This window comes from Pseudarthrobacter sp. GA104, assembly GCF_009741265.1.
Taxonomy (GTDB): domain Bacteria; phylum Actinomycetota; class Actinomycetes; order Actinomycetales; family Micrococcaceae; genus Arthrobacter.
The window spans coordinates 1827350-1849591 of sequence record NZ_WOWL01000001.1 but is presented as its reverse complement, the minus strand read 5'-3'; the positions used below and the strand labels follow the sequence as shown (position 1 = coordinate 1849591).

21 protein-coding genes are annotated in these 22242 nt (G+C 66.5%); 13 read left to right on the top strand and 8 right to left on the bottom strand.

Features of this window, described 5'->3' with window-relative positions:
• Positions 1-49 precede the first annotated feature (49 nt).
• A complete protein-coding gene (locus GK109_RS08405) occupies positions 50-379 on the top strand; it encodes an Lsr2 family protein (protein WP_157239706.1) in 330 nt (109 codons plus the stop codon).
• 100 nt (positions 380-479) lie between these two features.
• Here GK109_RS08405 and GK109_RS08400 read toward each other — a convergent pair whose 3' ends face one another.
• Positions 480-1097, bottom strand: coding sequence for a hypothetical protein (locus GK109_RS08400; RefSeq protein WP_157239704.1), 618 nt, complete (start codon positions 1095-1097; stop codon positions 480-482).
• A gap of 130 nt (positions 1098-1227) precedes the next feature.
• On the opposite strand from GK109_RS08400, the gene GK109_RS08395 reads away from it, so the two are divergent.
• From GK109_RS08395 to GK109_RS21900, 7 genes are all read left to right on the top strand, one after another.
• Entirely contained in the window at positions 1228-3720 is a 2493-nt protein-coding gene (locus GK109_RS08395) for an ATP-dependent Clp protease ATP-binding subunit (protein WP_157239703.1), read from the top strand.
• Positions 3721-4120: 400 nt separating this feature from the next.
• Positions 4121-6244 (top strand): prolyl oligopeptidase family serine peptidase, encoded by a 2124-nt coding sequence (locus tag GK109_RS08390; protein WP_157239701.1) that lies wholly within the window; start codon positions 4121-4123, stop codon positions 6242-6244.
• 472 nt (positions 6245-6716) lie between these two features.
• Positions 6717-7226, top strand: coding sequence for an amino-acid N-acetyltransferase (locus tag GK109_RS08385; protein WP_104996474.1), 510 nt, complete (start codon positions 6717-6719; stop codon positions 7224-7226).
• 221 nt (positions 7227-7447) lie between these two features.
• On the top strand, positions 7448-8449 hold the full coding sequence (gene dhaK, locus GK109_RS08380; protein ID WP_157239700.1) for a dihydroxyacetone kinase subunit DhaK: 1002 nt from the start codon (positions 7448-7450) through the stop codon (positions 8447-8449).
• Positions 8450-8451: 2 nt separating this feature from the next.
• Positions 8452-9084, top strand: coding sequence for a dihydroxyacetone kinase subunit DhaL (dhaL, locus tag GK109_RS08375; RefSeq protein ID WP_323057852.1), 633 nt, complete (start codon positions 8452-8454; stop codon positions 9082-9084).
• Positions 9081-9773, top strand: coding sequence for a dihydroxyacetone kinase phosphoryl donor subunit DhaM (gene dhaM / locus GK109_RS08370; protein WP_157239698.1), 693 nt, complete (start codon positions 9081-9083; stop codon positions 9771-9773). The genes dhaL and dhaM overlap by 4 nt, the downstream gene beginning before the upstream one ends.
• A 94-nt stretch (positions 9774-9867) precedes the next feature.
• A complete protein-coding gene (locus GK109_RS21900) occupies positions 9868-10044 on the top strand; it encodes a hypothetical protein (protein WP_197432428.1) in 177 nt (58 codons plus the stop codon).
• A gap of 44 nt (positions 10045-10088) precedes the next feature.
• Here the strand turns inward: GK109_RS21900 and GK109_RS08365 are convergent, their stop codons facing one another.
• Both GK109_RS08365 and GK109_RS08360 read right to left on the bottom strand, forming a co-directional pair.
• Positions 10089-10577 carry a hypothetical protein gene (locus GK109_RS08365; protein ID WP_157239696.1) on the bottom strand — a complete coding sequence of 163 codons (489 nt, stop codon included), beginning with the start codon at positions 10575-10577 and terminating at the stop codon, positions 10089-10091.
• 158 nt (positions 10578-10735) lie between these two features.
• Positions 10736-11653, bottom strand: a complete 918-nt coding sequence (locus tag GK109_RS08360) for an A/G-specific adenine glycosylase (protein WP_157242773.1) — start codon at positions 11651-11653, stop codon at positions 10736-10738.
• Between the two features lie 192 nt (positions 11654-11845).
• Here GK109_RS08360 and GK109_RS08355 point away from each other — a divergent pair, with 192 nt between their 5' ends.
• Positions 11846-12526: a hypothetical protein gene (locus tag GK109_RS08355; protein ID WP_157239694.1), complete on the top strand. Its 681-nt coding sequence runs from the start codon at positions 11846-11848 to the stop codon at positions 12524-12526.
• Between the two features lie 69 nt (positions 12527-12595).
• Here the strand turns inward: GK109_RS08355 and disA are convergent, their stop codons facing one another.
• The 3 genes from disA to GK109_RS08340 form a co-directional block, all read right to left on the bottom strand.
• The gene (disA, locus tag GK109_RS08350) at positions 12596-13672 is read right to left on the bottom strand and encodes a DNA integrity scanning diadenylate cyclase DisA (RefSeq protein ID WP_157239692.1); all 1077 of its coding nucleotides are present in this window, start codon (positions 13670-13672) and stop codon (positions 12596-12598) included.
• A 251-nt stretch (positions 13673-13923) separates the two neighbouring features.
• A complete protein-coding gene (locus GK109_RS08345; RefSeq protein WP_157239691.1) occupies positions 13924-14115 on the bottom strand; it encodes a hypothetical protein in 192 nt (63 codons plus the stop codon).
• A gap of 305 nt (positions 14116-14420) precedes the next feature.
• On the bottom strand, positions 14421-14633 hold the full coding sequence (locus tag GK109_RS08340) for a hypothetical protein (protein ID WP_231755145.1): 213 nt from the start codon (positions 14631-14633) through the stop codon (positions 14421-14423).
• A gap of 262 nt (positions 14634-14895) precedes the next feature.
• On the opposite strand from GK109_RS08340, the gene GK109_RS08335 reads away from it, so the two are divergent.
• Entirely contained in the window at positions 14896-16509 is a 1614-nt protein-coding gene (locus GK109_RS08335; RefSeq protein ID WP_370460476.1) for a peptide chain release factor 3, read from the top strand.
• A gap of 6 nt (positions 16510-16515) precedes the next feature.
• Positions 16516-17760, top strand: coding sequence for a beta-ketoacyl synthase (locus GK109_RS08330; RefSeq protein WP_157239689.1), 1245 nt, complete (start codon positions 16516-16518; stop codon positions 17758-17760).
• 135 nt (positions 17761-17895) lie between these two features.
• Here the strand turns inward: GK109_RS08330 and GK109_RS08325 are convergent, their stop codons facing one another.
• Complete coding sequence (locus tag GK109_RS08325; RefSeq protein ID WP_157239687.1) at positions 17896-18369, bottom strand: NUDIX domain-containing protein; 474 nt, start codon at positions 18367-18369, stop codon at positions 17896-17898.
• 118 nt (positions 18370-18487) lie between these two features.
• On the opposite strand from GK109_RS08325, the gene GK109_RS08320 reads away from it, so the two are divergent.
• Positions 18488-18757: a hypothetical protein gene (locus tag GK109_RS08320; protein ID WP_157239685.1), complete on the top strand. Its 270-nt coding sequence runs from the start codon at positions 18488-18490 to the stop codon at positions 18755-18757.
• On the opposite strand, the gene radA is transcribed toward GK109_RS08320, so the two are convergent.
• A complete protein-coding gene (radA, locus tag GK109_RS08315) occupies positions 18758-20131 on the bottom strand; it encodes a DNA repair protein RadA (RefSeq protein WP_157239683.1) in 1374 nt (457 codons plus the stop codon). It lies immediately after the preceding gene.
• A gap of 195 nt (positions 20132-20326) precedes the next feature.
• On the opposite strand from radA, the gene GK109_RS08310 reads away from it, so the two are divergent.
• A complete protein-coding gene (locus GK109_RS08310; RefSeq protein ID WP_157239681.1) occupies positions 20327-22225 on the top strand; it encodes a beta-glucoside-specific PTS transporter subunit IIABC in 1899 nt (632 codons plus the stop codon).
• Positions 22226-22242 lie beyond the last annotated feature (17 nt).

Genomic DNA, 22242 nt, shown 5'->3' with positions numbered 1-22242 from the left:
AACATCCTGCTTTTCTGCACACCGAACCCTTTCCAAAAGGAAGTCTTAAATGGCACAGAAAGTAAACATCATCCTCGTTGATGATCTGGATGGGGGATCCGCAGACGAGAATGTGAAGTTTGGCCTTGACGGGACGAACTACGAGATCGATCTTTCGGCGGCAAACGCCGCTGAACTTCGTTCTTCGCTGGAACGTTTTGTTGCAGCCGCACGGAAAACTTCCGGCGGCCGCCCGGCCCGGGCCAAGGCGGCATCGGGGGGACGCAGCCACGACTCTGCACAGATTAGGCAATGGGCCCGCGAAAACGGCTACACGGTTAACAGCCGCGGCCGAATTCAGGCTGAAATCCAGGAAGCCTACCAAAAGGCCCATTCCTAGTTCGTGCCTCGGATAAAAAGGCCCTGCTTCCCGAACGGGAAGCAGGGCCTTTTCCTGTTCCGGGCCTTTGCGTTCCGGGCCGGGAATGGGCGGCTGCCCATTACTCGGGCAGCGACGGTTCATGCGGGTGCCGCGGAGGATTGCCGCGCAGGAAACCTGCGGCGGCAATTTGTTCGGCGACATAGAACACGAACGGCGGGATGTCACCGGTCTTCGCCAGGACCGCCCCGGATCCCAGTGTGGCGAGAGCGACGGCGGCCGCTTCCTTTTCCCTGTCCGGAAGGCTTGCCAGCGCTCCGGACAGGGACCCGAGGGCAAGCACGTGCAGCCACGCGTAGCTGAGGAACGGCCAGCCCGGAAGCCGGCGTGCAGCGAAGCGCTCCAGGTCGGAGGCGCGCAGGGCGAGCTGGGAAACAAACAGGGGCGCCCCCGCGGCAAGGGCGGCGGTGGCTGCGGCCACCAGCGTCCTGGCCCGGCCGGCAGGGAGGGCAAGGGCCAGGCGTGCGAAGGCGGCGGGCATCGCCGCGGTTCCGGCCGCGGCGACGTGCTGTCCCACGATCCATGAGCGCTGCCCTTTGCGGAGCATCGTGAGCCGCCGGGCGGGATCGGGTTCGAGGTAGACGCCGGGCACCGGACTGATGCCCGCAAGCCAGACAATGCCGGCCGCCACGGCAACTTCCGCCGGACGACGGACGCGTTTCAGATCCACCTGCGACATCTCATTACCTCCCTGGACCCCTTCTCAGGATATTCCCGAACCACCACGGTTTCCCCTGTGGCGAACACGCTCCACAAGCAGGGGCCAGCCACGTAGCATCAAAGTACGTCGTAGCTAGGAGTGTGGCGAAATGTTTGAGCGATTTACGGACCGTGCCCGTCGCGTAGTTGTGCTTGCCCAAGAAGAGGCACGCATGCTGAACCACAATTACATCGGTACCGAACACATCCTCTTGGGTCTTATCCATGAGGGTGAGGGTGTTGCCGCCAAAGCTCTTGAGTCCTTGAGCATTTCGCTCGACGGCGTTCGCGAGCAGGTGCAGGAGATCATCGGACAGGGCCAGCAGGCGCCGTCCGGCCACATCCCCTTCACGCCCCGTGCCAAGAAGGTGCTGGAGCTCTCGCTGCGCGAAGCCCTCCAGCTGGGCCACAACTACATCGGCACGGAGCACATCCTGCTGGGCCTCATCCGCGAAGGTGAGGGTGTTGCTGCCCAGGTGCTGGTCAAGCTCGGCGCCGACCTGAACCGGGTCCGCCAGCAGGTCATCCAGCTCCTGTCGGGCTACCAGGGCAAAGAGACCACCGGCGCAGGCGTCGGCTCCGGGCAGCCCGAGGGCACGCCCGCAGGGTCTGTGGTCCTGGACCAGTTCGGCCGCAACCTCACCCAGGCTGCGCGCGAGAACAAGCTGGACCCCGTCATCGGGCGCGAGCAGGAGATGGAACGCGTCATGCAGGTCCTCTCCCGCCGCACCAAGAACAACCCGGTCCTGATTGGTGAGCCGGGCGTCGGCAAGACGGCCGTCGTCGAGGGCCTGGCCCAGGCGATTGTCCGCGGCGACGTCCCCGAAACCATCAAGGACAAGCAGCTCTACACCCTGGACCTGGGGTCCCTGGTGGCAGGCTCGCGTTACCGCGGTGACTTCGAAGAGCGCCTGAAGAAGGTCCTCAAGGAGATCCGCACGCGCGGCGACATCATCCTCTTCATCGACGAAATCCACACCCTTGTGGGCGCGGGTGCGGCTGAAGGAGCCATCGACGCCGCTTCCATCCTGAAGCCCATGCTGGCCCGCGGCGAGCTGCAGACCATCGGTGCCACCACGCTGGATGAGTACCGCAAGCACATCGAAAAGGATGCCGCGCTGGAGCGCCGCTTCCAGCCGATCCAGGTCAAGGAACCCTCCGTGGCGCACGCCATCGAGATCCTCAAGGGGCTGCGTGACCGCTACGAGGCGCACCACCGCGTCACCATCACCGACGGCGCCCTGGCCTCTGCTGCGAGCCTCGCCGAGCGCTATATCTCGGACCGCTTCCTGCCGGACAAGGCGATCGACCTGATCGACGAAGCCGGTGCCCGGCTGCGCATCCGCCGCATGACCGCTCCGCCGGAGCTCAAGGCCATGGACGAGCGCATCGCCAAGCTGAAGATGGAAAAGGAGTCCGCGATTGACGCGCAGGACTTCGAAGGTGCCGCCGCGCTCCGCGATAAGGAGCAGAAGATGATTTCCGAGCGCGCGGAGAAGGAGCGCCACTGGAAGTCCGGCGGCATGGACGACATCTCCGAGGTGGATGAGGATCTCATCGCCGAGGTGCTGGCGAACTCCACCGGCATCCCGGTGTTCAAGCTGACCGAGGAGGAGTCCTCGCGCCTGCTGAAGATGGAAGACGAACTGCACAAGCGCGTGGTGGGCCAGAACGAGGCCATCAAGGCCCTCTCCCAGGCCATCCGCCGTACTCGCGCAGGGCTCAAGGACCCCAAGCGTCCCGGCGGCTCGTTCATCTTCGCCGGCCCCACCGGCGTCGGCAAGACCGAGCTGGCCAAGGCACTCGCTGAGTTCCTGTTCGGTGAAGAGGACGCCCTCATCACCCTGGACATGTCCGAGTACTCCGAGAAGCACACCGTCTCGCGGCTCTTTGGTGCCCCTCCGGGCTACGTGGGCTACGAGGAAGGCGGCCAGCTGACCGAGAAGGTCCGCCGCCGTCCGTTCTCCGTGGTGCTGTTCGACGAAGTTGAAAAGGCCCACGCGGACCTCTTCAACTCGCTGCTGCAGATCCTGGAAGACGGCCGCCTGACCGACTCCCAGGGCCGCGTGGTGGACTTCAAGAACACCGTGATCATCATGACTACCAACCTGGGTACCCGGGACATCTCCAAGAGTGTGGCCACCGGTTTCCAGTCCGGCACCGACACGCAGACCGGCTACAACCGCATGCGTGCCCGTGTGACCGAGGAGCTCAAGCAGCACTTCCGCCCCGAGTTCCTGAACCGTGTGGACGACGTCGTGGTGTTCCCGCAGCTCACCCAGGACGAGATCATCGAGATCGTGGACCTGTTCGTAACCCGGCTGGAGAAGCGCCTCAAGGACAAGGACATGGGCATCGAGCTCACCAAGGCCGCCAAGGTGCTCCTCGCAACCCGCGGCTACGATCCCGCCATGGGTGCCCGGCCGCTGCGCCGGACCATCCAGCGCGAGATCGAGGACCAGCTCTCCGAGAAGATCCTGTTCGGCGAGATCCACCCCGGCGACATCGTCGTTGTGGACGTGGAAGGCGAAGGCGACGACGCGAAGTTCACCTTCGCCGGCAACGCCAAGCCGCGCATCCCGGAAATCGCCCCGAGCGTCTAAGCACCAAAAACCGAAGGCCCCGCCAGCTCCCGAGCAGGCGGGGCCTTCGCTTTGCCCCCGGTCCCGTCAAAGTGTTGGCATCCGGCGGTCACCCGTGGCTAAGTCGCTGCGGCACCGGAGTCATTTGCCGCTTGCTGCTCCTCCGTCGCTTTGACGCAAGCTACACAAATGACCCCGGCCCCTCCGCTTCGCGTGAGGCGCGCCTATGCACGAGGCGACGGACATCAGGCATTTATGTAGGCGCCGTCAAAGCGAGGAACGAGCAGGCGCCGGGAAATGTCTGATGGTCGTCGCCGGAGCGGACCCGGGCGCCCTGCCCCCCTTTGAACTTGAGCGCCGGCGTCGTTCAGTGGGTAGGTAGCGGTTTGTGATGTGGGACACGGTCGGGTTGAATCGGGGCATGGCTAACTTGGAACCGGCGATCCCGGATGAGCGACCTTTGACCCCTTTTCATGATTTGGACCATTATTTGTCAATCCCGCGGGTAAGTGGCCTTGCGCTGAGCCCGGACGGCACCCGGCTGGTCACTACCGTGGCCACCCTGAACGGGAAAGGCACCGAATTCGGTACCGCCCTGTGGGAGCTGGATCCCGCGGGGCAAAAGCACGCCCGGCGGATCACCCGCAGCGCCAAGGGTGAGGCGGGGGCGGCGTTCGCCGCCAACGGGGACGTCTATTTCACCTCCGCGCGGCCGGACCCGGACAGCCCCGAGGAGGAGCCCGTCAAGGCGCTCTGGCTGCTTCCCGCGGACGGCGGCGAAGCCCGCGTGGTGTTGAACCGGGCCGGCGGAGTGGGCGCCGTGCTGACGGCCCGGAACGCCGACGCCGCCTTCGTGACCGCGGAGGTCCTGGCCGGTTCCGCCGACGAAGAGGAGGACGCCGAACGCCGAAAATCGCGGAAGGACCGCAAGGTCTCCGCCATCCTGCACAGTGAATATCCGGTCCGGTACTGGGACGCGGACCTGGGACCGGGCCAGCCCCGGATCTTCGCGGTTGAGCCCGGCGAAGCACAGGACGGCGGCAAACCGGCAACCGTCGATGCCACCGCGCCGCTGGTCCTGCGGAACCTCACGCCGGATGCCGGCCCCAGGCTGCGGGAGGCGGAAACCGTGGTCAGCCCCGATGGCAAAACCATCTACACGAGCTACACCAAGCCGCTGGCCAAGGCCGACAGCAGGTCCATCCTCGTGGCCGTGGACGTGCCCTCCGGCAGCACCAAGGTGCTTCTGGACGAGGAGGGCATGAGCTTTTTCCCGGGTCCCGTCAGCCCCGACGGCAGCACCCTGGCAGTTGTCAGCGAAAGCGACACCACGCCGCAGGAGGCCCCGCAGGTCAAGCTCCACCTGCTGGACGTAGCGGGGGAAGGCGGAGACGCCCCGGGCGGCCTGGTGCCGCTGGCTCACGACTGGGACCGGTGGCCCAAGCCCGCTGCCTGGCTTCCGGACGGGTCCGCCCTCCTGGTCACCGCGGACGACGACGGCGCGTCGCCGGTCTTCCGGATCAGCGTCCCCGCCGGCGCGGCTGAAGTAAGTGTCGCCCGGGTGACGCAGGACGCTGCGGCCTACTCCGACGTCGTGGTTTCGCCGGACGGACGCAGCGCCTACGCCCTGCGGAGCTCCTACGAGTTCCCGCCTGAAGCGGTACGGCTGGACCTGCGGACGGGCGAGGCCACGCGGCTGCCCGCCCCCGCGGAGCGGCCGGTGCGCCCCGGCAGGCTGGAACGCATCGCTGCGACGGCGGCGGACGGGTCCCGTGTCCCGGCCTACCTGGCGCTGCCGGAGGGCGCGTCAGCGGAGTCTCCGGCGCCCATGCTCCTGTGGATCCATGGTGGACCGCTCGGGTCCTGGAACGCCTGGACCTGGCGGTGGAACCCGTGGCTGATGACTGCCAAGGGCTATGCGGTCCTCCTGCCCGACCCTGCGCTCTCCACCGGGTACGGCCAGGCCCACATCCAGCGCGGATGGGGAGCCTGGGGCAAAGCACCGTACGCGGACCTGATGGCGGTCACGGACGCCGCGGTCCAGCGGCCCGACATCGACGCCGGCCGCACCGCCGCCATGGGAGGGTCCTTCGGCGGCTACATGGCCAACTGGGTGGCAGGGCAGACCGACCGGTTCAGGGCAATCGTGACGCACGCGAGCCTGTGGGCGCTGGACCAGTTCGGCCCCACCACGGACGCCTCGCAGTACTGGCTGAAGGAAATGACAGAAGAGATGGCGCTGGACAATTCACCGCACCTTCACGTCGAAAACATCGGCACGCCCATGCTGGTGATCCATGGGGACAAGGACTACCGGGTGCCCATCGGCGAGGGGCTGCGGCTTTGGTACGAGCTGCTGTCCAAGTCAAAGCTCGCCGCGGACCAGGACGGGCAGACGCCGCATCGGTTCCTGTATTTTCCGGACGAGAACCACTGGGTGCTCCAGCCGCAGCATTCAAAGGTCTGGTATCAGGTTGTGGAGTCATTCCTGGCCAGGAATGTCCTAGACCAGGACGTGCCACTGCCCGCCGAACTCGGGCTGTAGCCTTTCCGGCAGGGTTTAGGGAACGCCCTTTTCGCGCAAAGCCACTATTCAGCCAATGCCCCTATTCAGGCAAAGCACCGCCCGCTCCCAAAAAGGGAGCGGGCGGGGCTTTGCAAAGGCCTTTTGCTGGCTGTGCCCTCATCGTCGAAAAGAAATGGCGGCCCGGATAAGGAAAGCCGGCGGCAGTTTCCGGCCGGATGGAAAGCCGTACAGCCAAAAAATTACCGGCCCCGCACAGGGAAAGGAAGTACAAAAGGGCGGCAAGCTGACAGATGCGGAGTCCCGCAATTCCATCGGGAAGCAGTCCAGGTGGCATTCCCGGCCGTGTGACTAACCCACCAGGCGCCCGGCTGCGCGGCATTTGTGCGGGCCCCGAAAACACCCGGCGGCACTGTCAAACGGACAGGGCCGAAATACCCGGAAAGAAGGGCGCGGTGGGGCTGCCTTCGTGACCGCGAACTAGGATTGCCCTGTGACTGACTCCTTTCATATTCGCCCTGCCCGTACCGGTGACGTCCCCGCCATCAAGAAGCTGGTGGCGCCGCTGGCGGAGCAGCGGATCCTCATGGCCAAGGAGACGGTGGCCTACTACGAAAGCCTGCAGGAGTTTCGGATCGCTGAATCCAGCGACGGCGAGGTCATTGGCTGCGGCGCGCTGCACGTCATGTGGGAAGACCTAGCCGAAGTCCGCACGCTCGCTGCTTCCCAGGACTGGCGCGGCAAGGGAGTAGGGCACGTGCTGGTGGAAAGCCTCCTGGATGAAGCCCGGGCGCTTGGCGTCTCCCGTGTTTTCTGCCTGACATTCGAGGTGGACTTCTTCAAGCGCCACGGGTTCGACGTCATGGCTGACCAGTCAGCAGTTGATCCCGTGGTTTATTCGGAACTCCTCCGCTCGCATGATGAGGGTGTTGCCGAGTTCCTGGACCTCGCGCGGGTCAAGCCCAACACCCTGGGCAACACACGCATGATCAAAGTGCTGTAGCAGCCGCCTGATCTGTGAGGACTTGTTTTATTCGATTTGATGGATAAACTGGCTGAGGCCGGGATGGGGGGCCCACAGAAAGGGACAGTCATTTGGGGGCTGTCCCTTTCCTGCGTCTGCCGCCGGGCCGGATTGCCGGGCGGGGATCCCTACCGCCATCCGGCCTGCCGGTAGTAGGGTCAAAGTGACATTCTCCAGGCAGTAGAACCAGGAGCGCCGCCATGAAAAAACTCATTAATGATCCCCGGGCCGTAGTAGATGAATCAGTGCAGGGCTTTGGCCTGGCCCACGCCGACTTGGTTACCGTCAGCTCAGATCCAACGTTCATCACGCGCAAAGACGCGCCTGTGAACGGCAAGGTGGGCCTGGTCTCCGGAGGCGGCAGCGGGCACGAGCCGTTGCACGCCGGCTTTGTGGGGCGGGGAATGCTCGACGCCGCCGTGCCGGGGGCGGTGTTTACCTCGCCGACGCCGGACCAGATCCTTCCGGCGACCCTCGCGGTCAACTCGGGGGCCGGCGTCGTCCATATCGTGAAGAACTACACCGGCGACGTCCTGAACTTTGAGACGGCAGCCGAACTGGCGGAAGCCGAGGGCGTCAGCATCCGCACGGTCCTGGTGAACGACGACGTCGCGGTCGAGGACTCCCTGTACACCGCAGGCCGCCGCGGCGTAGGCGGGACGGTGCTGGTGGAGAAGATTGCCGGTGCCGCCGCCGAAAGGGGCGATGACCTGGAGGCTGTGGCCGCCATCGGCGAACGGGTCAACGCCAATGTCCGCACCATGGGCGTGGCCCTGTCCGCTTGCACCGTCCCGCATGCAGGCTCGCCCAGCTTTGACCTGGCCGAGGACGAGATTGAAATCGGCATCGGCATCCACGGAGAGCCCGGGCGCCACCGCATCCCCATGGAGAATGCCGACGGCATTACGGACCGGCTGCTGGAACCCGTGCTGGCCGATCTGGGTATCACGTCGGGGGATAAAGTCCTGCTGTTCGTCAACGGCATGGGCGGCACGCCGCTGAGTGAGCTGTACATCGTCTACCGGCGGGCTGCGCAGGTCCTGGCCGAGCGGGGCGCCGCCGTGGAGCGTTCACTGGTGGGCAACTACATCACTTCCCTGGAGATGCAGGGCTGCTCCATCTCAGTACTGAGGCTGGATGACGAGCTAACGGACTTGTGGGACGCACCGGTGCACACGGCAGCACTGCGCTGGGGCGTGTAACAGTGCCCCTGGACGTCACCTGGGCAGTGAAGTGGCTGACGCTGTCCGCGCAGGCAATGGCAGAAAACCGGGTCTACCTGATTGAACTCGACCGCGCCATCGGCGATTCGGACCACGGGGAAAACATGGACCGGGGTTTCCAGGCCGTCCTGTCGAAGCTGGCGGAGGCACCCCCGGAGACGCCCGGGGCTGCCTTGAAACTTACCGCGATGACCCTGATGTCCAAGGTCGGCGGGGCTGCCGGCCCTCTGTACGGCACGGCCTTCCTCCGGGCGGCCACGTCCCTGGGAAACTCCGCGGAAATCGATCCGGCCGCGTGGGCAAACGCCCTGGCCGCAGCCCGGGACGGCATTGTGGCCCGCGGGAAGGCCGAATCCGGGGACAAGACAATGGTGGATGCCTGGACTCCGGCGGCGGAGGCAGCGCAAAAGGCTGCGCTGAACGGCGGTTCGGATGTCCTGGCGGTCCTGGTTGCAGCAGCCGAGGCCGCCGAAGCCGGTGCCGTCGCCACCGATCCCATGGTGGCGCGCAAAGGCCGCGCGAGTTACCTCGGGGAGCGCAGCGCCGGTCACCGGGACCCCGGCGCCGCCTCCTCAGCGCTGATTCTCCGCGCCGCGGTGGGGGCAGCTGCATGACCGTGAGCCTTGTGGTGGTCTCCCACAGCGGGAAGATTGCCGACGGCGCTGCCGAGCTTGCCGCCCAGATGGCACCCGACGTCGTGGTCCTGACCGCCGGAGGCACCTCGGACGGCAGGATCGGCACCAGCCTCGAAAAGGTCCTGGCCGCGCTGGACAAAGCTGGCAGCGGGGGCACTGTGATCCTCACCGACCTGGGGTCCGCGGTGATGACTGCCGAGTCCGCGCTGGAGTTCGCGGAAAACGCCGAAGACATGGTGCTGGCCGACGCGCCGCTCGTGGAGGGACTCGTGGCGGCAGCCGTTGCGGCCCAGGGCGGTGCGGATATGCAGGCAGTCAAGCGGGCGGCGGAAGCTGCTGGTGGTCCGGTCCGCGACCAGGAACAACCGCCCCTCAGCAGCGTTGAGGAAGGACGCGTCACCGGAGGGGGCCCGGACTTCACCGGGGACTTTGAGCTGGTCAACCTGGCGGGGATGCACGCGCGCCCGGCCGCGAAGATCGCCGGCGGCCTGTCCGCAATGGATGCCGAGGTGACCGTGAACGGGGTGGACGGGGCATCCATGACGGGACTGATGACGCTCGCCGCGGGGAAGGGGTCCGTGCTGCATGTGGAAGCCTGGGGTGCCGACGCGGAGCGGGCCGTGAACTATGTTGGCGGGCTGGTGCAGGCCGGGTTCGGGGAACCCTGAAGCTGGCCGCACCCGGAATCCGGGCCGGCCCAAATCAGCGCATGGCGGTGTGTTCTTGAGGACCATGGCCGCTCCTGGCAATATGCTCGATGCCATGGAAATGCCCCAGCCCGAAGACAGCTCCGCGGATATCGAAGTACTGGACGGGCAGACGTCCGTCGAGGAGCTGCTGGCCGACCTGGGGTTTGAGTGGCGGCACGGCAGCCCCGCCCAGGAGCCGGCACCGGCCACCGCTGTCGGCAACGTCTTCGGCCAGCCGGCACTGTTCTAACGGCCGTTCTCCCGGGGCTTTTCGAAGGATCGGCCGTCCGGGAGTCAGCCGCTCTGGTGCAGCCCTTCGGCATCCAGCACCAGCGACGCCGTAATGAACCGGCCGCAATGCTCCCCGAACGGATACTCGCCCCGCGGGCGGAATTCCAGCGTATGCACCGGCAGGGCAGCCCCGTCCGGGCCCGTTCCTGCAGCGGTCACCGTCATCGGTGATTCGGTCAGGGTGTCCAGGAACAGCGTGGCAAGTTTCGTCCCGTCGGGGGAAGCCGTGGCCGAGCAGACCCCGTCGGTGCAGCCCTGGTCGATCGACGCGCTTCCGGGCCGGAGCTCCACGTTATCCTCCTTGCAGGTGCCGTCCTGGCAGGCCTTCAAGTGGAGGGCTGCAACCTGCGGGGCGTAGCTTGCCGGCACGGTTACCGAAACGGCAGTGGCCTGGGCGATGGCAGGGCACGGGGCGGCGCCGGGTCCCGGGCCGCAAGCCGTGGCGAGTCCCGCCGTCGTCATCAGTGCCAAAAGCAGCCCATGCTTGCGCATACTTCCAGCGTAGGCGCGGGGGGCCGCGGCGCCCCGCGCCGGGGCTAACTGATGCCCGCATTGTTATTCCCGGGCGGGGCTGGCTGCCAAAAGGAGACCAGGCGCGGCGAGTTCTGTACCTGCCGCCGTCGTTCTGCCAGCCCCGGAATGCGGTGTGCTCAGGCAGGCAGCCGGTAGCCGCCGTCGTGCATCTCCGCCAGACCGTCCGCGAGCAACCCTGCCAGCGCCCGCTCCAGCTGCTCCGGAGCGGAATTAAGCCTGTGCAAGGCCGCGAGCGGGACGCCCATACCCGCCGGCGCGAAACCCAGGTCGGCGGGTTCCCGATAGAACATCTCGGCCGGCACCGGAGCCTCCGCCAGCCTCAGCACAGCCACCACGGCGCCTCGGACCTGGCGGTCCGTCCCGTGCCAGGCCTGGCCCTTGGGGACGTACGACGGCGGCGGCTCACCTGCCGCCCGCCAGGCGCAGAGGTCGTTGACCGGGCACGCGGCGCACTTGGGTGTCCGCGCCGTACACACGAGCGCCCCCAGTTCCATGACGGCCGCGTTCCACCGGACTGAAGAATGGTCCGCGGCCGGCAGGAGCGAAGCGGCAAGGCGCATCTCCGCCGCCGTGAGGGCCGGGGCCGGGAGGGCTGTGCCGGAGACCAGCCGGGCATGCACCCGCCGGATGTTGGTGTCCACCACGGTTTCCCTCCGCCCGTACGCGAAGGCAGCCACAGCGGCAGCGGTGTAGCTGCCCACCCCCGGAAGGGCCAGGAGTTCCGTGTAGCTGTCCGGGACCTTGCCGTTATGGTCCCGGGTTATGGCCGCCGCCGCCGCATGCAGCCGAAGCGCGCGGCGCGGATACCCGAGCCGGCCCCAGGAGCGCACGGCTTCACCGGCAGGTTCTCCGGCGAGGCCTGACGGGGTGGGCCAGCGCCTCAACCACTCCTGCCAGACAGGGAGCACCCGCACCACCGGCGTCTGCTGCAGCATGATCTCGCTGACCAGGATGCCCCAGGGGGAGCAGCCGGGCTCACGCCAAGGCAGGTCGCGGGCGGTTTCGGCGAACCAGCCGTTGATGCGTTCGTGCAGCGTGTTGAGTCCTGCCGTGCCGCCGGCGGGGTGGCCAGAGCCGGCGGAAAAGGCGGCAGTGGGGGATGCAGTGTCGATGCCAACACTGTAATGGATGCGTCCGGGCAGGCCGAAAACGGGATGTGACCAGAACGTTGGCGGCGCGGCGGCGTGGTGGGTAGCAGAAGCGGGGCAGTTCCCTAGCCTAGAAGTATGGGCAGGCAAGGCAATTCATCAACACGTGGCGGGGCGCCGGCATCCGGTTCCACTGCCGTCCGCAAGCCAAGCGCGGCGGTTTACCGCCGCCGTCGGCTGTTTGTGGGCGGGGCGCTCCTGTTGGTCATCGCACTGGTGACTGGATTCGCGGTTGCCGGGGCGTTCAGCGGCAAGTCGGAGCAGGTTTCCTCCACCGACCCCGCAGCCGCAGCGTCCGCCGGTCCCGCGGCGTCACCTTCCGCGTCCGCCACCGAACCTGCCGCGACGCCCACGCCGTCGGCCACTCCAACATGCAACCAGAACCTGGTGACGGTGTCAGCCTCGACGGACAAGGCAGCCTACGGGCCGGAAGAGAACCCGATGCTCACGCTCAAGGTGACCAACGGCGGCACCATGCCTTGTGAGGTCAACATCGGCACGTCGCAGATGGAGTTCCTGGTGACCAGCGGCGCGGACCGGATTTTTTCCTCCCGTGACTGCCAGGCAAAGAGCGAGGACCTGCTGAAGGTGATCGCGCCCGGTGCCAGCGAGACGGCCAACTTCCCGTGGTCCCGCAACCGGAGCGTGGAGGGCTGCCAGCCTGTCGAAGCAAAGCCGGGCGGCGGCGGGGCGTACTATATCTTCACGGCGAGGCTCGGCTCCAAGGCCAGCCCCAAGGCCGTTTTCCAACTGCTTTAGCATCGAGTGCTCCGCAGTTGTCCTTTTGAGCCTCCAAAACGACAACTGCGGAGCACTCGATGGCGGTTGTCAGAGGAAGCGGTCCAGCAGGCTAGCTTCCGCCATCCGGCTGAGGCCTTCACGGACGGTGCGGGCGCGCTGGTCGCCGATGCCGTCCACCGTCATCAGGTCATCAATCGTGGCCGCCATCAGGAACTGCAGCCCGCCGAAGTGGTCAACAAGACGGTCCGCAACAGCCTTGGGAACTGCCTTCAGCCCTGACAGCAGCCGGTAGCCGCGGGGCTGCACAACGGCATCGAGGTTGGCTTCGCCGCCCGCAAACCCCACGATTCCGGAAATCTTTCCGAGGTCGATCAGTTCCGTTGGACCGAGGTTGACCAGGGCGCTCACGGCTTTTTCGATGTCTTCGGGAGTGGCGTCCGGGGAACCGTAGTCGCGGATAATCACGTCGCTGCCGGGGCCGCGGCCCACCGTGAGTTCATCGAGCTGCAGGGACAGGAGCCTGCCGTCCTCGCCGAGCTCCAGGACGTACTGGGCGATTTCCTCGGAGATCCGGCGGACCATTTCCTGCCGCTGGAGGGTGACGGCCACGTCCCGCACGGTGACCATGGCTTCGATTTCCAGGGCGGAGAGCGAGCTGGTGACCTGGTCCAGGCGCGAGCGGTAGCGCTCCAGGGTGGCCAGCGCCTGGTTGGCGCGTGCCAGGACTTTCTCCGAGCCCTCCAGGACGTGGCGCAGGCCGTTGACGTAGAGGGCGATGATCTGCATGGACTGGCTGACGGAGATGACGGGCACGCCGGTCTGGATGGCAACGCGTTCGGCTGTGCGGTGCCGGGTGCCGGACTCCTGGGTCTCGATGCTGGAATCCGGGACCAGCTGGACGGCGGCGCGCAGGATGTTGCCGGCGTCCTTGTCGCAAATGATGGCGCCGTCCATTTTGGCGAGTTCGCGGAGCCGCGTGGGGGAAAAATCAATGCCGATATCGAAGCCGCCGGAGCAGATGGACTCGATGGTCCGGTCCGAGCCCAGGACGATCAGCGCGCCTGTCCGTCCCCGCAGGATCCGCTCAAGGCCGTCACGAAGGGGAGTGCCGGGTGCCACCCTGCCCAGGGTTGCCCTGAGTGATTCTTCGGGGCTCCGCGCCATAGGTGTTCCCTTCAAAGGTGCAGGCCGCCGCCCGCAAGAATGCCGGCTTCAGCAGGTTGCCGGCAGGACCAGAAAGTGCTCTGTTTCCCGCAAGCTCAATGATAGGGGTAAGGAACACCCTCTTCCGCACAGCCAAGCCCCAAAGTGCCCCATTAGGGGGTGCCGCGCAACGGCTCAGGAAAGCGTTCGACGGCGGGTGCTTGAGTGGGTACTTTGGCGGCTGGCCAGCGCCCGAGCGAACGGGTCCGGGCTTACTTCCGGTGCTCCTGGATCCACGGATTGATTGTTTCCGCCAGCCACCCCGGTGACTGTCCCAACTGGAAATCGGGGTTGGGAAGTTTTCCGCGGTTCTTCCAGACCCTGATCAGGCCGACGTCCTGGCCGGTTGCTTCAGCTATCTCCACGTAGCCAAGGAGCGGGATTGCTGGTTCTTCTGCCTGCATAAGTCATTTCCATCCCGCCCTTGGGCGCCGGGAGCCTGAAGTCCCTAACGAATGTCTGCGGACCTGGCGTAGGACAAGGCGGGCGAAGAATCATCGTCTGCCTCAACCCATGCCCTGAAATCCGTGTACGACATAAACGAGTAATAGTCGCAAAACTTCAACACGAGCTTCTCGCTCTTGCTCATGCTCTTGGTGCTCCTCCTTTCTCGCATGACACTAAAAGTGTAATGCGGCATTACATCGTCTGCAATGCCGCATTACAGTCAGGCACGTCCTGTGTTCCGGATATCCAGCTGGTGGCGCGGTCAGCGCATCCGTTCCCGCAGCATCCGCTCCAGGTCCTTGCTGACCTTCGAAAGGGACGCCGCCCGGAGGGCTTTCTGTTCGGCCGGGGTCTGGGTTCCCCGGCGCGGCCGCTCCGCATTTCCGAGCGAATCGGGATCCCGCATCAAGGCGGGTGCCAGGCCGGTGGCCAGGGGATCGAAGAACAGGTTGCCGGAATAGGAGAGACCCTGCACAGCCGCTCAGATCCTTACCATGCGGCGCCGGGGGCATCCGTGCGCCGGGGTGTCGTTGGTGTTCATGCGGTCACGCTAGCCCGGCGTCATTTCGCGGCTTTGAACGTGCCGTTTCGCGGGCGTTAAGCGCCGCCGCCGCCGGTTTGCCGCCCTGCGATAAACTGGAACTTGGCTGTTTGCCAGCCCCGTTTCCCCGGCCCCACCGCCTCAGTGCCCTGCGAGGCAGCGCCCGGGCAGTCCCAACCGCAGCGAAAGTAGCACCGTGTCCCAAGATGTCCTGACCCCCGCCCGGATCTCCGGTATCCACAAAGAGGCGGGCCGTCGCCGGACCTTTGCTGTCATTTCGCACCCCGACGCCGGCAAGTCCACGCTCACCGAAGCGCTGGCCCTGCACGCGAAGGTGATCGGCACCGCCGGTGCCTCCAGCGGCAAGGCCAACCGCAAGGAAACCGTCTCTGACTGGATGCAGATGGAGAAGGACCGCGGCATTTCCATCAGCTCCGCGGCGCTGCAGTTCTCCTACCGGGACACCGTCATCAACCTCCTGGACACCCCGGGCCACGCGGACTTCTCCGAGGACACCTACCGCGTGCTGGCCGCCGTCGACTGCGCCGTCATGCTCGTGGACGCCGCCAAGGGCCTGGAAACCCAGACCATGAAGCTGTTCGAAGTCTGCAAGCAGCGGAACCTGCCCATCATCACCGTCATCAACAAGTGGGACCGGCCCGGCCTGGACGCCCTTGCCCTGATGGATGAAATCACCGAGCGCACGGGCTTGCAGCCAATGCCGCTCACGTGGGCAGTCGGCATCTCCGGCGACTTCCGTGGCGTCTGGGACCTCCGCAATGACCGGTTCGCCCGGTTCCAGCGCAACAACGCCGGCGCCCAGATCGCCATCACCGAGTACTTCACTCCTGAGGAAGCTGCGGAGAGCCAGGGCAGCAACTGGTCCGACGCCGTGGACGAGGCCGGCCTGGTCATCGAATCGAACCTGGAGTTCGACGTCGAAAGCTTCCACGCCGGCAAGGCAACCCCCATCCTGTTCAGCTCCGCCGCGCTGAACTTCGGCGTCAAGGAACTGCTGGACGCGCTGGTGGACTTCGCCCCGCCGGCAGCTCCCCGCCCGGACATCGAGGGCAACCCCAGGCCGGTCGAGTCCCCGTTCTCCGGCTTCGTCTTCAAGGTCCAGGCCGGCATGAACAAGGCCCACCGGGACCACGTGGCCTTCATCCGCGTCTGCTCCGGCGTGTTCGAGCGCGGCATGGTGGTCACCCAGACCCGCACCGGCAAGTCCTTCGCCACCAAGTACGCCCAGCAGGTGTTCGGCCGCGAACGCGAAGTGATCGACGAGGCATACCCCGGGGACGTCGTCGGCCTGGTCAACGCTTCCTCCCTTCGCGTGGGGGACAGCCTGTTCCTCGAGGGCCCGGTGGAGTACCCCGCCATCCCGCTGTTCGCCCCGGAGCATTTCCAGGTGGCGCGCTCCAAGGACCCCAGCAAGTTCAAGCAGTTCCGCCGCGGCATCGAGCAGCTCGAACACGAGGGCGTCATCCAGGTGCTCCGCTCCGACGTCCGCGGCGACCAGGCTCCGGTGCTTGCCGCCGTCGGCCCCATGCAGTTCGAAGTGGTGGAGGACCGCATGGCGCACGACTTCAACGCGCCCATGCGCCTGGAACGCCTGCCCTACTCACTGGCTCGGATTTCGACGGCGGACGCCATGCCTGCGCTCGCCACCGTACCGGGCGCCGAGGTGCTTTTGCGGTCCGACGGCGAATACCTCGCCCTGTTCAACGACGTCTGGGCGCTGCGGCGGATCGAGAAGAACCACCCCGACCTCACCCTCGTGCCCATCGGCACCCACAACCCAGCAAAGTAGCGAACCATGAACGCAGTCAAAGCCGGTGCAACACAACCCCGTGCGCTGGTCACCGGCGTCGGCACCATCAACCCGGTCGGCTCCTCCGTGCCCGAAACGTGGGCGGGCCTTGTGGCCGGAAAATCCGGGATCGCGCCGCTTGAGGAGGCGTGGGCCGAGCAGCTGCCGGTGAAGATGGCCGGACAGGTCACTGCTGATCTTTCCGGACACCTCAGCACCCGCGAAATGAAGCGCATGGACCGCTGCGGGCAGCTGGCGCTGATCGCAGCCCGCGAGGCCTGGAAACAGGCAGGCGCCCCGGAGGTCGATCCCGAGCGTTTCGCCGTGGTGATCGGCTCGGCGTACGGCGGGCTTGGCTCCACCCTGGAGCAGGACCGGACCCTCGCGGCGTCGGGCCCGCGCAAGGTTTCGCCGCACACCCTCACCCGGCTTATGGTCAACGGCCCGGCCGCCTGGGTGTCCATCGACCTCGGCGCCCGCGGCGGCGCCCGGACGCCTGTCAGCGCATGTGCCTCCGGGGCTGAGGCGATTGTCCAGGCAGCCGAGATGATCCGCTCCGGCGCTGCCGACGTCGTTATTGCCGGCGGCGTTGACGCCTCGGTCAACGACCTGGTGGTCACGGGCTTCTCCCAGATCCGCGCCCTGTCTACCCGCAATGACGATCCGCAGCGGGCATCGCGGCCGTTCGACGGCGGCCGGGACGGTTTTGTGCTCGCGGAGGGCGCCGGCGTGGTGGTGCTGGAGAGCGAAGAGCACGCGCGCGCCCGCGGAGCAGCTGTTCTGGGGGCAGTGGCCGGGGGCGCGGTGACGTCCGACGCGAACGACATTGTGGCAGCCGATCCTGCCATGCAGCGGCGGGTGATGCAGAAGGCGCTTGAGTCCGCCGGCATGACCGCCGGGGACATCGGCTTCGTGCACGCGCATGCCACGTCCACCCCTGTTGGGGACAGGCTCGAGGGCCAGGCCATCAACGCCATCTTCGGCGCCAGGATTCCGGTGACGTCCACCAAGGGGCACACCGGGCACCTGCTCGGCGGCGCGGGGGCGCTGGCCGCCGTCGTGGTGGTGGAAGCCCTGCGCACCGGGATGCTTCCCGGGACGCTGAACGTTGAGGCGCAGGACCCCGAGGTTGACCTAAACGTGGTCACCGAAGAAGTCCGCCGGCTCCAGCCGGGTACTCCGCCGGCCGGCCTGGTGAACGCCTTCGGTTTCGGCGGGCACAGCGTGGCCCTGGTGATTACGGGCGCTTAGGCCACTGCAACTCGGCCCATCACCCGTCGCGAAGTACATCGCACCCGCATGTGGACAACGCACCCCGGCGCGCGGGGGTGCAGGGACCATTGACGGGTGCCCGCAGCGCGGCTAGCGGGAGAGGCAGGGCAAGCCCTAGGATTCCGCGCGGACGAGTTGCACCAGGGCATCAAGGACCGGCAGCTGGCCCTTCACCAGCTTGGACCGGGCTTCCGGTTCCGGGAACCAGCGGGCATCGTCGACTTCCGGGTACTGCTGGATGCGGCCTGAACCTTTGGGCCACTCCAGCGGAAAGGTGTTGCTGACGATCCGTTCCGGCTGGAAGTCATGCTCGGCTGCAAATACTGTGATGAGTTTGCCCGAGGGCTGTTTGAACTCCCCGAGAAGCCGGTAGTCGGCGTCGGGTGCGGGGGTTCCCATCTCCTCGGCAAACTCGCGCAGGGCCGCGGCCAGCGGGTCCTCGCCCACGGAGTATTCACCCTTGGGGACGGACCAGGCGTGCGTGTCCTTGCGGGACCAGAACGGGCCGCCCATGTGGGCAATCCACACCTCCAGCAGGCCCGGGGCCGCCTGCCTGTACAGCAGGATTCCTGCACTCGTAACGGGCATTTGTCCTCCGGGAGATGGATATTCAACAACGAACAGAAGATGCCGTCCAACGTTAACCTGCAGTTCACGGCCCTGGTTTAGGTTATTCCTTCAGGCACTCTGCTCGAAGGGACCCGTCATGGCCAGTATCGCTGAGGTTTTGGGTCGGCTTACGCCGGAAGAACTTGAAGAGCTTCGCGGCCTTGGTCCGCAGGGCCACCTGCCGCGGCACCTGGTGGATGCCCTGGACCGGGCAGCCGGCGGGCCGGGCTCCGGCCGCGGCTACTACGTACCCACCGGAAACGTCACCGCCACGGGCGGGCCGCTGCTGGTGCTGCGCAGTGACGTGTCCGGCTGGCTTTTCAACGTTCACCGGGACGACCCCGATTCCTTGCCGCAGCACGGCTAGCTACCCGATCAGCAGGCTCAGGGCCTCGGTCAGGTGTTCCACCTCCCGCACTGAGAAGCCGGCCGGTATCGGGCCAGGCCCTGCATGGCTCGCGGGAACCACGGCATGCGTAAACCCGAGGCGGTGGGCCTCCTGGATGCGCTGGTTGATGCCCGGCACCGGACGTACCTCGCCGGCCAGGCCCACTTCTCCAAAGGCAATGAGCCGGATGGGCAGCGGTTTGCGGGCCTTGGCCGAGGCCACAGCCAGGGCAATGGCAAGGTCCGTGGCGGGTTCGCTGAGCTTCACCCCGCCCACTGTGGCCACGTACGAGTCGTCCTTGTGCAGGAGTGTTCCCGCGCGCTGCTGCAGCACGGCGAGCAGCATGGAGACCCGTGAACTGTCCAGCCCGCTGGTGGCCCGCCGCGGCTGCGAGTTGGGGCTTTCCGCGAGCAGCGACTGAACCTCGGCCAGCAGCGGCCGCCGGCCCTCCATGGTCACGGTGATGCAGGTTCCGGAAACCGGGTCCTTGGTGCGGCTGACAAAAAGCCCGCTGGGATCGGCGAGGCCTTCAATGCCGTTCTCGTTCAGGTCGAAGCAGCCGACGTCGTCGGTAGGCCCGTAACGGTTCTTGACCGCGCGCAGCATCCGCAGCCGCGAATGGCGCTCGCCCTCGAACTGGCACACCACGTCCACCAGGTGCTCCAGCAGCCGCGGCCCGGCGATGGAACCGTCCTTGGTCACGTGGCCCACCAGCAGAGTTGTCATGTTCCGGCGCTTGGCCGCGGCAATGATGGACGCGGCAACCTCCCGGACCTGGGACACGCCCCCGGCGCTGCCGTCAACATCGGCGCTGCTGAGGGTCTGCACCGAGTCCACGATCAGGAGCCGCGGCTCGATCTTCTCCACCTGCCCCAGCGCCTGGCCGAGGTCCGTTTCCGCGGAGAGATAGAGCGATTCAGCCACGGCGTCGATCCGCTCTGCGCGGAGCTTCACCTGCGCCGCGGACTCCTCCCCGGTCACGTACAGCACGTCCTGGGCCGTCCGGGCAAACTTGGCGGCCACGTCCAGCAGCAGCGTGGACTTGCCGACGCCGGGTTCGCCGGCCAGCAGGATGACGGCGCCCGGGACCAGTCCGCCGCCCAGCACCCGGTCCAGTTCATCAACGCCCGTGGGCAGGAATGCGGCGGTGGTGGCGTCCACCTCGGCAATGCGGCGGGCGGGCTCAAGGACCGTTGTGGCCGCCGTCGTACGCGCCACGGCGGTGCCGGTTTCCTCGACGGTGCCCCACGCCTGGCACTCGCCGCAGCGGCCCACCCATTTGACTGTGGTCCAGCCGCACTCGGCGCACTTGTAGGCGGGCGCCTTGGATGCCCGGGAAGTCTTCGTAGCCATGCGTCCAACCCTAGCGGTGGCCACTGACAATCTCCGGCGCAGCACTTGCCTGTGATCCATGCCATCTGTATAGTCGACCCCTGAAGGCAATTTCGCCTACAGGATTGTTACTCGGCAACGAGGCAAGACCTGAGAAGCACACTACGTGCGTCTCGGGTCTTTTTTTGTGCCCAAAAATAGACAGAGAGGTCTGACATGGCAACTGTGGACTACCGGTCGCTGGCCGGAGATATCCTGCAGGGGGTGGGCGGCGAAAAGAACATCGCCAGCGCCGCCCACTGCGCAACCAGGCTCCGGCTCAAGCTGCGGGACGATTCCCAGGCGGACCAGGCAGCCATCGAAAAGCTGCCCGGCGTCATTACCGTGATGAAGGCCGGCGGCCAGTTCCAGGTGGTCATCGGCGACAACGTCCCCACGGTCTATGCCGAACTGGGCAAGATCACCAAGCTCACCGGTGACGACGCGGGCAACGATGAACCCGTCCAGCACGGCAACCTCTTCAACCGCTTCATCGACCTGATTTCCTCCATCTTCTCGCCGGTCATCTGGCCGCTGGCTGCAGCCGGCCTGCTCAAGGCGTTCCTGAGCATGGCCACCCAGTTCGGATGGCTGGATCCCGCCTCCCAGACCAACGTAATCCTGGCAGCAACCGCGGATGCGCTCTTCTACTTCCTGCCGATCTTCCTGGCGGTCACCGCCGCGAAGCGGTTCAAGACCAACCAGTTCACCTCCATGGCCATCGCCGGGGCGCTGGTCTACCCGAGCATCGTGGCGCTTGCGGCCCAGCCGGAACCGGTCAACTTCGCCGGCATCCCAATGGTGATGATGAACTACACCAGCTCGGTCCTGCCGATCATCGTGGCGGTCTGGCTCCAGGGCTACGCGGAGCGTTTCCTGACGCGCGTGCTGCCGTCCGCCATCCGGAACTTCACCACGCCGCTGCTGACGCTCCTGGTCATGGTGCCGCTGGTCCTCCTCACTGTCGGTCCCGTCACCACGTTCGCCGCGCAGGGCCTGTCCGCCGGGATCAACGCGGCCTTCACCTTCGCGCCGTGGCTCGCGGGCGCCGTCATGGGCGGCTTCTGGCAGGTCTTCGTCCTCTTCGGCCTGCACTGGGGCCTGGTTCCGGGCATGCTGAATGAAATCGCCACCCAGGGCTACTCACTGCTTCTCGGTCCGCTGCTCGCCGCAGTGCTGGGCCAGGCTGCCGCGACGCTCGCCGTGATGTTCCGGACCCGCAACAAGGCCCGGCGCACCGTTGCCGGACCCGCAGCACTGTCCGGCTTCCTCGCCGGGATCACCGAACCCGCCATCTACGGCGTCAACCTGCCCCTGAAGAAGCCCTTCTACTTCGGCATTGCCGGCGGCGTGGTGGGCGGCGCCATAGCAGCCGCCGGCGGCAGTGGCGCCTCCGCATTCGTGTTCCCCTCACTCCTCGGCCTGCCGGCGTTCAGCCAGGTGGGCAACTTCGCACTCCAGCTGCTGGGCACCGGCATCGCCGTCGCCATCGCCTTCGGCCTGACCTTCTTCTTCGGACCGCGTGAGGAAGCAGCGTCCGACGCCGGCACCTCCGTTCCGGATACAGCTGCGGACACGCAGGGGGCAGCTGCGCCCGCGGGCCCCGTGGCCGTCTCCACCGGCACCCTGGTGGTCCTGGCGCCAGTCGCCGGACCGGCAGTGGCCCTGGCCGACGTCCAGGACAAGGTGTTTGCGTCCGGTGCCATGGGCAAGGGCCTGGGCATCATCCCCGCCGATGGCCGCATCTACGCACCCATTTCGGGCTCCATCAAAGCGGCCATGAAGACCGGCCACGCCTTCGGCATCAAGTCCGAGGACGGCGTTGAGGTCCTGGTACATATCGGCATCGATACCGTCCAGCTGCAGGGCCGCGGTTTTGAGTCCGCCGTCAGCCGCGGCCAGCAGGTCCGCGCCGGTGACCTGCTCGCCGTCGTCGACCTCGACGTCGTCAGGGAGGCCGGCTACGACACCACCACGCTGGTGATGGTCACCAACACTGCCCAGCTCGGCAGCGTTGACCCGGTGACCGGCGGGACGTTCGCCCAGGGCGACACTGCCATCACCGTCACGGCCTGACCCCCGAATCCTGGCTC